This window comes from uncultured Brachyspira sp. (genome assembly GCF_949287625.1).
GTDB lineage: Bacteria > Spirochaetota > Brachyspiria > Brachyspirales > Brachyspiraceae > Brachyspira.
This window is the reverse complement of the sequence record NZ_CASEGO010000127.1, coordinates 1-13,292: the sequence shown is the minus strand read 5'-3', so window position 1 is coordinate 13,292 and position 13,292 is coordinate 1. Positions and strand designations below refer to the sequence as shown.

Annotated in this window: 6 protein-coding genes, 2 rRNA genes and 1 pseudogene; 4 read left to right on the top strand and 5 right to left on the bottom strand. The window is 32.1% G+C overall.

Going from position 1 to position 13,292, the window contains the following annotated elements:
- The first annotated feature begins 568 nt into the window (after positions 1-568).
- The 3 genes and pseudogenes from Q1X91_RS14055 to Q1X91_RS14045 form a co-directional block, all read left to right on the top strand.
- Positions 569-1,930 carry an MATE family efflux transporter gene (locus tag Q1X91_RS14055; RefSeq protein WP_300758955.1) on the top strand — a complete coding sequence of 454 codons (1,362 nt, stop codon included), beginning with the start codon at positions 569-571 and terminating at the stop codon, positions 1,928-1,930.
- 701 nt (positions 1,931-2,631) lie between these two features.
- The gene (locus Q1X91_RS14050) at positions 2,632-2,829 is read left to right on the top strand and encodes a hypothetical protein (RefSeq protein ID WP_300758950.1); all 198 of its coding nucleotides are present in this window, start codon (positions 2,632-2,634) and stop codon (positions 2,827-2,829) included.
- A gap of 21 nt (positions 2,830-2,850) precedes the next feature.
- Positions 2,851-4,062, top strand: a pseudogene (locus Q1X91_RS14045) (sodium:solute symporter family protein); the annotation flags it as partial.
- Positions 4,063-5,146: 1,084 nt separating this feature from the next.
- On the opposite strand, the gene Q1X91_RS14040 reads toward Q1X91_RS14045, so the two are convergent.
- The 5 genes from Q1X91_RS14040 to Q1X91_RS14020 all read right to left on the bottom strand — a co-directional run bounded on the left by Q1X91_RS14040 (position 5,147) and on the right by Q1X91_RS14020 (position 9,924).
- A complete protein-coding gene (locus Q1X91_RS14040) occupies positions 5,147-5,881 on the bottom strand; it encodes a Bax inhibitor-1/YccA family protein (RefSeq protein WP_300758947.1) in 735 nt (244 codons plus the stop codon).
- Between the two features lie 159 nt (positions 5,882-6,040).
- On the bottom strand, positions 6,041-6,322 hold the full coding sequence (locus tag Q1X91_RS14035) for a hypothetical protein (protein WP_300758943.1): 282 nt from the start codon (positions 6,320-6,322) through the stop codon (positions 6,041-6,043).
- 55 nt (positions 6,323-6,377) lie between these two features.
- Positions 6,378-6,608 carry a hypothetical protein gene (locus Q1X91_RS14030; RefSeq protein ID WP_300758938.1) on the bottom strand — a complete coding sequence of 77 codons (231 nt, stop codon included), beginning with the start codon at positions 6,606-6,608 and terminating at the stop codon, positions 6,378-6,380.
- A 69-nt stretch (positions 6,609-6,677) separates the two neighbouring features.
- Positions 6,678-6,794, bottom strand: a 5S ribosomal RNA gene (gene rrf / locus Q1X91_RS14025).
- Positions 6,795-6,914: 120 nt separating this feature from the next.
- A 23S ribosomal RNA gene (locus Q1X91_RS14020) occupies positions 6,915-9,924 on the bottom strand.
- Positions 9,925-10,570: 646 nt separating this feature from the next.
- Here Q1X91_RS14020 and Q1X91_RS14015 point away from each other — a divergent pair.
- The gene (locus tag Q1X91_RS14015) at positions 10,571-13,081 is read left to right on the top strand and encodes a Crp/Fnr family transcriptional regulator (protein ID WP_300758933.1); all 2,511 of its coding nucleotides are present in this window, start codon (positions 10,571-10,573) and stop codon (positions 13,079-13,081) included.
- The last annotated feature ends 211 nt before the right edge of the window (positions 13,082-13,292 follow it).

Genomic DNA, 13,292 nt, shown 5'->3' with positions numbered 1-13,292 from the left:
AACCAAAAGAACTGCATTTTCTAGCTTAAACATACAATTTACACAACAAGTAAAACATTTAATTAAACTATAATTAATATTATTTAATTTAGCATAAAACAATAAACTTATTAAATTATTTGTCAAGTACTTTTGAAACAAGTCTATTATACAAAATTAATCGTGGTTTAAACAAATTTCTTTAATATAATCGTAACTTGGGCGGGGGTGCTTTTACAGTGAGAATATTATAAAAAATTGGTATTAATAAATTATATTAACGCAATAAAATTTTAGAGGGCGGGGAGTGTAAATAATTTTTTGAATTTTACTTTAACTGCCCACCCTTTAGATTTTATAATTAAATATAATTTCTTTAATCTATACTTCTATTATTTTATATCTACATAAAAAAGCATGCCCACCCTAGCGTTTTTTTTATTTATTATTTTATATACCGCCCTCGATCATAATAAAAATATCATTACAGATTACAATTCATTACTATAAAAATAATATTTTTCTATTTAATTAATTATTATTTAGTTTATAATACTAATCACAATTTAATTTGAAGGTATAATAAAAAATGAGCAATCATATAGGAACCGACCTCACAGAATCAAAAGTCGTTCCCACATTATTAAAACTGCTTATCCCGATATTACTCTCTAATATGCTTAATGTTGTATATAATATAGCAGATAGCATTTGGATAGGTAATATTATAGGTCCGCTTGGACTTTCTGCAGTTGCTGTAAGTTTTCCAATAATGCTTTTAATAGGTTCTTTTGCATTCGGAGTTAATATGGCTAACGGAGTTATAGTATCTCAGTATTACGGAGCTAAAGATTATGATACTGTAAGCCATGTTATAAAAGTCTCTACAACATTAGGAGTTATAATACTTTTTACTGTAGGCTCTCTTATGCTTATATTTTCAAGAACAATATTAACAATTATGAACACCCCACAAAATGCTATAAATATGGCACTTATCTATTTGAGAATATCTATAATAGGACTTCCGTTTGCATATGCTTATTTTTTTATATCATCTATACTTAGGGCTGTAGGAGATACCATAAGACCTTTAATATTTTTAATTGTATCTTCTGTGCTTAATATAATACTAGACCCAATACTTATAAAAGGGTTTTGGATAATACCTGCTATGGGACTTCAAGGGGCAGCTATTGCTACTGTAATATCACAATTTACTTCTGTATTTATAAGCACAACATATTTAAGAATGAAAAACAGCTTTATCAAAATTAATCCTTTTATATTCACATTTGATTTGAAAATGACTAAAAAAATAATGAAGTTAGGAATACCTATTTCATTTAATCAATTTATAGTCGCTTTCGGCTGGCTTGTAATAACTAGGCTTATAAGCAGTTTTGGAGATGCTGCAAGTGCAACTGTGGCTATTGTCAATAGAGTAGAATCATTATTTATTATGCCTATAGGGGCATTGGGAAACGCTGTTATGACAATGTCTGCACAAAATATAGGTGCCAAAAAACTAGACAGAGTTAAAGAGATTTTTAAAAGCGGTATTATAATAGGACTTATAATCTCTTCTGTTATGAGTATTTTTTCTATAACTAATCCTTATCTTCTTATAAGAATGTTTACAAAAGATGTTTCAGTATTTGAATATGCTAAAAGCTATATTTATACTATTATGCCTATATTTATTTTTTATTCTGTGATGTTTGTATGCAATGGTGTTATAAACGGAGCTGGAAAAACTATTGTAATTATGGCTTTCACTACATCAACAACTCTTATTTTAAGAACAATTTTGGCTTATGCATTATCACCTCATTTTGAACTTATTGGTATATGGGCTTCTATGGGTATATGCTATATAATAAATACTTTATTTAGTCTTTATTATTTGAAATCTAATAAATGGCAGAAAAATGCCAATATTACAAATTAAAAATATTGTTTATAAGATTTGTTTTATAATAAATAAAAAGTAATATTTATTTTGTTATATTTGTTTACGAAATACTACAGAAGATTATCTATACTATTTTATTTTTAAAAAAAATAAAATAGTATATACTGAAAATTTTTAAGTTTGTCAATTTTTAGCTTTTTAATTTTATTGTTTGCGGTGGCTTTGCCCCCACACCCCCAGTTCTTTTTGTGACCAAAAGAACCAAAAAGACTGCATTTGACGAAGTCCACCTCGCTCTGCGTTCTTTTGGCAAGGTGTAGCCTAAATTTCGGGTATTACCACACATTTAATACATATATTTAAAATATAAAGTTTTAGCAGCTGCATTTTTCACGAAGCGTGCCAACGAAGTCCACCTGTGGTGTTGGTAAAAACTTTGGCGAAGCCCGCCTGTGGCGTGTGCGGCAAAAAAGTTGATAATTCTGTATAATGTGCACCAATTGACAAAATAAAATTGTTTCAGTATATATTAAATATATTACAATACATAAAATTTAATATACTCTAAATATTATTAATATAGCTCACAAAAAAAGTATAATTTATTATGATTGTAAAATACATTCTAAATTTTTTTGTATTTTTTACAAAAAATATGTTTTTTTTTGTAAAAAAAGAATTATACTTATTTATCAACATTAAAATTTTAAAATATTAATTTTTTGGGAGTTTTCATTATGGGAGGAACTATAGTAATAATCATAGTAATTGTATACCTAGCTGCTATGCTCCTTATAGGTATATATTCAAGCAAAAAAGTTAATAGCAGTAATGATTTTGCATTAGCAGGAAGGAATTTAGGACCTGTACTTTTAGCAGGAACTTTAGCTGCTACAAATATAGGAGGAGGTACTTCTTTAGGTTTAGCAGAATAGGCATACGGTAAATGGGGGCTTTCTGCAGTTTGGTACGTAATAACAGCATCTATTGCATATTTAGTTCTTGCATTTTTAGCTCAGAGATTTAGAAATGCAATGGTTACTACTGTATCAGAATATTTTTATAAAAGATATGGAAAAGCTAATGCATTGGTAACTTCAATAATAATGGGGCTTCCTATGATAGGTATAACTGCAGCTCAGATAATAGCCTCTGCAAGTATATTAACAGTTATGACTGGCTGGAATTATAAATTATCTGTAGTAATAGTTACGATAGTGGTTACGGCATATTCTTCTATGGGAGGACTTTGGGGTGTTGCCTTTACCGATTTGATTCAAGGTTCTTTAGTTTTTATAGGAAGTTTAGCAGCTATACCTTTTGCTTTGCATTATGCTGGGGGTTTTGAACATGTTATTTCTAATTTAACACCAGCACAAAAATCTTTTACTGCTGGTATGGGCTGGCCTACGATTATATCACTTACCATAATGTATATAGCTTCTTATTCTGTAGGACCTGAAATTAGTCAGAGATTTTTTTCAGCAAAAGATGCTAAATCTCTTATGATAGGTTCTTTAGCAGGCGGATTAGTATGCATATTATATTCATTATTTCCAGCATTTTTAGGACTTATTGCTTCAAGCGTTGTTAAAGACGGACTTCTTACTTCCGAACTTCTAACTTCTGAAGGAACTAGATATATACTTCCAGTACTCGCTATGAATACAATGCCTCCTGTTATAGTTGGATTATTATTTTCGGCATTAATCTCTGCTACTATGTCATCTGCTGATTCTGATATGCTTGCCGTATCTGTAATAGCAACAAATGACATATATAAAAAATACATAAATAAAAATGCCGCTGACAAACAGCTTCTTTTTTTGGGAAGAATATGTATGGTTGCAGTAGGACTTATATCTATGTTTATAGCTTTTAAGGCTTCAAACTTAATAACAATACTTATGTTTTCATTTAGTTTGCGTGCTGCTGGAGTATTTATTCCATATTTATTTGGAAACTACACAAACAAAAAACTTTCTGCAGCTGCAAGTATGGGTTCATTAATAGCTGGAAGTGCAGTAACAATATTTTTCCAATACAATAAAAATATAAATTTATTTGGAGTGGATCCTATAATACCCGGTATAGCTGCTAGTTTGGCAGTATTTTTGATACTTTCTGCAATAATACAGCCTAAACCAAATAATCAGGAAAGCAAATAAAATATAATGTTAATAATAACATAACAATAAACAAGCAGATAGAAGATATATATTAGATCTTTTATCTGCTTTTATTTCTAATAAATTATATAATTATTAGAATTATTGTAAAATAAAAATATGGCTATAATAGATAATACTTAATAATTTTGAAATATATATCTTTAGTATTTAATTGATGTATTATTTATCTAACTTTAAATACAAAATATATTAATATTAGTTGTTTCAAAACTCAATTAATAAGTAATGCTAGTATATTAATTTATAGTATTATATTATCATATAAAAAAATTGTATTTTTACAAGTTACTATATCTTTACAAATACTTAAACAACTATCTTTTGTCAAAAAATAAATTTTTAAATTTTAGTATTTGTGGGGACTAGCCACCACCCCCCCACTTCTTTTGTGACGCCTGTACGCCTCGCTCTGCGTGCCGTAGGCAGGCGAAAAGACTTCATTTTACACTGAATTCAGTAATTTATCCTACATATAAAACATAATTAGTACGATTTAATAATAATTTTAATACTTGCACTTTCGCAAAGCGTATCCGAGCTTGTCGAGGATATAAGGTTCTTTTTGCGGCGGGAAAAAGAACAACAAAAAATTAACAAACTTAAAAATTTTCAGTATATACCTAAACAAATATAGTTTGCCAAAAATGAAGTTATATTTTGTTTTTAATATATGGGGCTTTGCCCACCACGCTGTGTGCTACGCAACACCCCAGTTCTTTTATGACGTCTGTCCGCCTGTGGCGTGGTATAAAAGAACCAAAAGAACTGTATTTTTAGCCTAAATTTAGGGATATACACTACATTTAATACGTATATATAAAATATAAAGTTCTAGTAATTGAGTTTTTCGTGAAGCGTATCCGAATGATAAAAATTTTGGCGAAGCCCGCAGAGCGTATGCGACAAAAAAGTTGATGATTTTATGTAATGTACATCAATTGACAAAATTAAATCGTTCCAGTATATATAAGATTATTGAGTATTTTTTAACAAGTTTAATAATAAATAAAAAAGCATGCATAAATTAATATGCATGCTTATAAATGAACTTATATAATTTTTAATCTCTGTTTCTAAACTTAGATAAAAGTTTTAATATCTCTAAATAAAGCCATACCAAAGTAACAAGAAGTCCAAAAGCAGCATACCATTCAAAATATTTAGGCATATTATACTGCTCTCCTTTTTCCATAAAATCAAAATCCAAAAGAAGATTGAAAGAAGCAATAAGAACTACTACAATACTTATTCCAATGCTTAAAGGACTTGAACCATACAAGAAAGGTATTCTAGCACCAAAAAATGACATTATAAAATTAGCTAAATATACAATACCTATGCATAAAGTAGATACCATAATAACACTTCTCAATTTTTCTGTTACTCTTATTATTCTAAATCTGTATAAAACTAACATTATAAATAAATCTAAGAATGTAAGAAATACAGCCTGAACAACTATACCATCATAAGCAGCATTAAATACATAAGAAACAGCACCTATAGCAATACCTTCAAGTATAGCATAAAGTATAGAAAACACTTTAGACAATTCTTTTTTGAAAGTCATTATCAAAGCTAAAACAAAAGCACCTATAGATGATCCTAAAGCTGCAGGATAAAGAAGTTCAGGATTAGAAGCTAAAACAAAAAATACACTTACCATAGCTGAAAGCATTAATATTAATGTAAGTATTATTGATTTGTTAATTGCCCCATTAAGGGTCATTGTATTTTCATTTTCATAACTTGATGCATAATTAAATGCCTTATCTGATAATACTGGATTTGCCATAATTAAAAACCTCCAAAATTGTTTTTATTTAAGTTACTATTATATAATAAGTTTAATAAAATACTAGTATAAAGTATAACTTATTATTTTAAATAAAGTAATATTTTTTTAATTATTTATTATAAAACTATCATATATAAAAAATTATTATAAGAAAAATTAGATTCGTTTATTTTTATTATCTTCTGATACTTTCTTCACAAGAATTATACCAATTAAAGTTAAACCAAGTAATATAAGCTTATTAAAAATTGCTGATATTAGCTGACTGATTATAAACGCTATTAAAAAAGATACAGCATATTTTGAAAAAGTATTTGGAAGATAAGAAGCATTTTCTAATTTAAGATTATAAATAATTAAAGTAAGCGGTATAACAATTATAATAGTAAATATAGAAACAGAAATGGTAGACTTTACTTTTCTCTTATCTTTTTGCATTATTCATAAACCTCAGAATTGTTTTTATTTAGTAATTTATTATATCATATTAATACTAATCTTTCATTCTCTTTTTAATTATTTTAATTATAATAATGCATACCAATATAGCGAGAATAAAAGGAATAGCAAAAATAAAAGAGACACTAGGCGGAGCAGAAGCCCCATCAAATTTAACTGCATAGAACATATAACCGTAATTAAAAGCAACTACAGTAACCATCATATAAGAAAATAGATATGCTATAAGTTTAATAATCTTTATAATTCTTTCTTTATTACTCATAATAAACTCATATAATAAATAAAAAAATCCCAACAGAAAAAAATCTATTGGGATAAATATATAATATATACCCGGCAACGTTCTACTCTCCCGTAAAGCTACCCTTACAGTACCATCGACGATGAAAGGCTTAACTGCCGTGTTCGGAATGGGAACGGGTGTATCACTTTCTCTATGGTCACCGAAATAATATTAGCAAATTAAAAGAACAAAGTTTTAAGTATCCTTGTCAGATATATAAGAGCGCAGATTGTCTCATTCTACTCTTTTATTATGATTTCTGTTATTTAAGAAGAAAACGATAATATGGTCAAGTCATTGGTCTGATTAGTGCTGCTCAGCTGAACAGGTATTTCTTCCCTGCTTACACTTGCAGTCTATCAACGTCGTAGTCTCCAACGAAACTCATAGGGAAAGTTAATCTTGAAGGAGGCTTCCCACTTAGATGCTTTCAGCGGTTATCCCGTCCGCACATAGCTACTCTGCGATGCTCTTGGCAGAACAACAGATACACCAGCGGTGCGTTCATTCCGGTCCTCTCGTACTAAGAATGACTCTTCTCAACTTTCCAACGCCCACAACGGATAGGGACCAAACTGTCTCACGACGTTCTGAACCCAGCTCGCGTACCGCGAACCCAGCTCGCGTACCGCTTTAATTGGCGAACAGCCAAACCCTTGGGACCTGCTCCAGCCCCAGGATGCGATGAGCCGACATCGAGGTGCCAAACCTCCCCGTCGATATGAACTCTTGGGGGAGATAAGCCTGTTATCCCCGGAGTACCTTTTGTCCGTTTAGCGATGGCCCTTCCACTCGGGACCACCGGATCACTAAGACCTACTTTCGTACCTGCTCGAGATGTCTCTCTCGCAGTCAAGCCACCTTATGCCTTTATACTCTACTACCGATTTCTATTCGGTTTGAGGTGACCTTTGCACGCCTCCGTTACTCTTTAGGAGGCGACCGCCCCAGTCAAACTACCCGCCTGACAATGTCCGACTGCCGGATAACGGCTAATCGTTAGAATCCCATTTTGCGAAGGATGGTATTTCAAAGATGGCTCCATGAAAGCTGGCGCTCCCACTTCAAAGCCTCCCATCTATTCTACACATCACAAAACAAAACTCAATGTCAAGTTATAGTAAAGGTTCACGGGGTCTTTCCGTCCTGTTGCGGGTAATCAGCATCTTCACTGATAATTCAATTTCACCGAGTTCTTCCCCGAGACAGTGCCCGGATCGTTACACCATTCGTGCAGGTCGGAACTTACCCGACAAGGAATTTCGCTACCTTAGGACCGTCATAGTTACGGCCGCCGTTTACTGGGGCTTCAATTCGAAGCTTCGCTTACGCTAACCTCTCCTTTTAACCTTCCAGCACTGGGCAGGTGTCAATCCCTATACATCCATTTACATGTTTGCAGAGATCTGTGTTTTTGTTAAACAGTCGGCCAGGCCTTTTCACTGCGACTCTCCTCTCAATATTGCTACCAAGATTCAAGCGTCTCTTTTTCCGAAGTTACAAGACTAATTTGCAGAGTTCCTTAGGGAAGATTATCTCGAGCGCCTTAGAATACTCATCTCACCCACCTGTGTCGGTTTGCGGTACGATTATGACATGCCTAACCTTAGAAATTATTTCTCGACAGCCTAGCTCACGCAACTTCCTGAACCCGAAAGCCCAGTCACTATCCAGCCTCAACCTTAAAGCAACAAGCATTTTACTCATCACAAGTCTAAACTGTTTGACGTTATCTACCAATCTAACGCGTACGTAAACAATCTGTGTCATTCCATCGAAACATATCATAGTACAGGAATATTTACCTGTTTCCCATCGACTACGCTTTTCAGCCTCATCTTAGGGGTCGACTAACCCTAGGCAGATTAGCTTTACCTAGGAAACCTTGGGTTTGCGGCGAACGGGTTTCTCACCCGTTTTCTCGTTACTCATGCCTGCATCCTCACTTCTTATACCTCCAGCCCACCTTACGGTAAACCTTCAACGGCTTAAAGAACGCTCTCCTACCAATTATAGATTAACTCTATAATTCCCTAGCTTCGGTACTATGTTTGAGCCCCGTTACATTTTCGGCGCAAGAACACTCGACCAGTGAGCTGTTACGCACTCTTTAAAGGAATGGCTGCTTCTAAGCCAACCTCCTGGCTGTTTAAGTATTCTCACATCCTTTCCCACTTAACATAGATTTTGGGACCTTAGCTGAGGATCTGGGCTGTTTCCCTTTTGACAATGACGCTTATCCGCCGCTGTCTAACTGCCATGCTCTTAACTTACGGTATTCGGAGTTTAGTTGGGTTTGGTACTCGGTTAGGAGCCCTAGTCCATTTAGTGCTCTACCCCCGTAAGTAAACACATAACGCTGCCCCTAAAGACATTTCGGAGAGAACCAGCTATCTCCAAGTTTGATTAGCCTTTCACTCCTACCCACAAGTCATCCAAAGCCTTTTCACGGCCACTGGTTCGCACCTCCATTCGATGTTACTCGAGTTTCGCACTGCTCATAGGTAGATCACTTGGCTTCGGGTCGTATAGCACGCAACTAATGTCGCCCTATTAAGGCTCGCTTTCACTACGACTACAAGGCTATTACCTCTTAATCTTGCTACGTACTATAAGTCGCAGGCTCATTCTACAAAAGGCACGCCATTAGGCCTTCTACTATTGCTAGCAGGGTCCCCTCTGACTACTTGTAAGCTTAAGGTTTCAGGTTCTATTTAATAACCCTCAACGGGAGACTTTTCACCTTTCCCTCACGGTACTCTACACTATTGGTCACTGGTTAGTATTTTGCCTTGGATAGTGGTCTACCCAGATTCAAACAGGGTTTCACGTGCCCCGCCCTACTCAGGAACGGTAAAACCTTGTCTATATGATTTCGTGTACGAGACTATCACTCACTATGGTCTGCTTTTCCAAAACAGTTCCACTACCATATAAAGCAAAGTCGATGCATGTAAGTACATCACTCACCGCCCTACAACACCATAATAACAACGCCTTACAACTTGACATTATTATGGTTTAGGCTCTTCCCCTTTCGCTCGCCACTACTTAGGGAATCTCAATTTTGATTACTTTTCCTCCAGGTACTTAGATGTTTCAGTTCCCTGGGTGTCGCCTCATAAACCTATGGATTCAGTTTATGATATAAAAGGTTTACTTCTATAGGTTTTCCCATTCGGTGATCCACGGATCATAGAATATTTGCTTCTCCCCGTGGCTTATCGCAGCTTGTCACGACCTTCATCGCCTTCCAGTGCCTAGGCATCCACCTTAAGCCCTTACTTACTTGACCATATTATCCTTTTCTTCTTTATTATTACTAATATCAAAGCTAAGTTTAATACATCAAATTGAATGAGACTTTTAGCTAATTAAAGCTGTTTCTTATCTAATTCTTTAGTAACGCTCCGCTTAATTGTTTCTACTCTAAGACACACAATCTAATTGTGTTTTCTTTATCTAGTGAAGATTTTTATAATTGCTGATTTCCGTATTTATGTTGGAAATTACTTTCTAAAAATCTACGCTCTCATATATCTGTCAAAGAACTTTAAGTTTTTTGTTTTTCAGTTGGTGTTTCGTTTCTTTCGTTTTGTTTTTTGTTTCTCATCAACTGTTTTATTATTGTAGCATACAGCTCTAAAAACGCAATAGCTTTTAGAGGCAGTTTTTTAAAAAAACAGCAATATTTCTTAAATTTAACAAGTTTATCATACATTTTATACAAATTTTAGAGTGCTCAAAATCATTAAAGTTAAAAATGCCTTTTTTGAACCCCTCTTTTTTATAAAAAACTTGGAATTTGGGGAAATTTTTAATATTAGACTGGAAATTTTTGGCTAAAAATTCCAAAAATACGCAAAAAACTAGCATATTTTAAAAAAATAATATATAATTTTATAATATATAAATATAAAAATTAGAGAGAGTTGAAAATTATGAGTGTAAGTATTGAAGAAAATGGAAATATAAAATTAAAACCAAATTCTATTATTTTTTATGAAGGAGAAAAAGTACAAAATATATCTATAATTACTAATGGTGAAATAGATGTTTACATATCTTCTAAAGATATATTAGGAATTGAAGATGAAAATGAAATTATGCGTTACAGCTGCCGACTATTTTCAATACCTAGAAATATTATGATTGGTATTGGAAGCTATAAGACAAATTCTAAATACATGTTTTCTTTCAAATCAAAAGATGATACTGAAATATATGCTGTCAAAACTCCAAATCAGGAATATGTTAAAACATTTTTTAAAGTTAATAAAACATATCTTACTAATATGTATCATTCTATAGCATATGTTATTTTAAAATCCTATGAAGAATATATTAAAATAAAAAGAATTAATGATGATGTGAAAATAATATCGGCAAATCTTGCTGTTATATATTTTAATTTACAGCAGACTAAATCAAAAAATATAAAGTCTGAAATGTTAAAAAAATATAAAGAAATTTACGAAGACTCTATAAACTCAGGTTTTAATTTTCCTACTTCGTTTGATGCAGATTTTATAAGGGCTGATCACTCTGAAATATATATGCATAACAAAAATCAGTTTGATGAAGAAGAAAATATTGAAAAATTAGAATTTGAAATTGATTATGTGAGAAGATTTTTAACTATGCCTAAAAATATTAAAACTCAATTCTTTTCTTATGATACAAATATGAGTTTAGATGCCTCTCACATGCTTTATGAAACTCTAAAAAAAATATCATCTTTGTTAAAAACAGAAATAGTTGAAGCTATAGAAAATATTTTATTTTTATCATCAAATGAAAGCGAATCATTATTTGGAGAATATGTAAAAACAGCTACTGAACTAGATAAACAAGGCAAAGATAATGATGTATGGGTTAAATATATAAGGTTTATGTCAAGCATCATAAAAGATATTTATAATAAAATTAAAACTGAATATGATTATGATCTTAATATAGATACTGAAGAAATGGATTCTATATTAAAAAGAATATCTAAAAATAATGTTTCTTCTTCAGATGAAATTGGTACAGATATGGACGGTATTGATAATATAAAAGTTACTGTAGGATTTGAAGAATTGCCTAGTGAAGTAAAAGATCCTACTAAAAAATTAATAGAAATGTCTGGAATTGATGAAAACAAAGCCAAAAGCTTTATGAAATCACTTAATGCATTCAGAAAATTAAGAGATAAATTCAGCACTGAAGATGATGTTAGAAAAATAAGAAGAGGTGTTACAACCGTATTCTTTGAAATATATAAAGAAATTGCTAAAAGAGCTATAATAAACGGCGAAAACAGCAAACTTGTAAAAATGTTCCTAAACTTCGGATATATGGACGATCAGCTGCTTACTCCAAATCAAATAATGGATTTATACGAAATTAAAGACAAAAGTAAAACTAAAAAAATAAATGTTTTCTATATAGACGAATGGCTTCAAAAAATATACGATAAAGATGAACCTCCTTCTGTAAATGGATTCGGACAAGATTACAGAGAGGCACTAAGAGAATTGAAAAAAAGAGGCAGTATAAACGACAAAGAACTAGAAGAACATTGGGAAAGTTCTTCTAAAAGACTTGAATATGAAGTTGAAAATATGATTGAAACTACTCACAGATTATGTTATGGTCAGGTAAGCGTATATTTCCCTATTCTTCACAAAGATATGATTACAAAAGATTTTGAAAGAGCATTAATACGAAGAGATGTAATGGAAAAATCTGTGAAAGATATAACAGATATAGATTTTTCTGCATTCTATAGAGAGGTATTATACAAAAATAAAGAATTAAATATCGAAAAAGAACTTGTTATGCAGGAAGTACTTCCTAATATAATACTTATGCCTACATTTGGTTCAAGAGCTATAATGTGGGAAGAGCTTTCAAGCAGACAGAAAAACAGTACAGGACGATTCTTATTCCCTATATTTACTTCAGAGGACTTGGAAGCTTTGCTTATACCTACAATTGGGGCATTCAGATGGGAATTATGCAAAACTATGCTTGGACCTGCTTGGAATGATATTACTCAAATGTCTATTACTTCTGAGTACAGCGATTATGTTCAGTTCTATAAGAAAAATAGAAACTTGTCAGATGAAGCTAAAGAAAAATTAAAAATACAAATTAAAAAATGCAGAAACAATCTAAGAGAAGTATTTGTTTCAGACTACAATCTATGGATAAAATACGAAAGCAAAGGTATTATGCGTCTTAACAGAGTAGCAAGGGGTATATTATACAGACAAGTTCCTTTCGCTAAAAACATAAGAGACGAACTAGCTAAACAGCCTATGTTCTCAGAAATAGCAAACAGATTTAAAAATATCAGAAGCAAAAAAGCTACAGAGCTTGAAAACAGATATTTCAAATTTACTAAAACAGGAAATCCTTTGCCTTATGAACTAGAACATCATATAGAGTTTTACAGAGATATGTAACGATATAGGACAGTAAAAAATCGTACTAAATAGAAGGGCTTGAATTGATTTTCAAAGCCCTTTTTTATTAAAACTTATATTAATTCTAATAAAAACAAATTGTAGCTGTTTGGGTATATACTGGAACGATTTCATTTTGTCAACTGATGTACATTATATAGAATTATCAACTTTTTTGCCGCACAAAAAAGTTGCAAAAAACGCAATTACT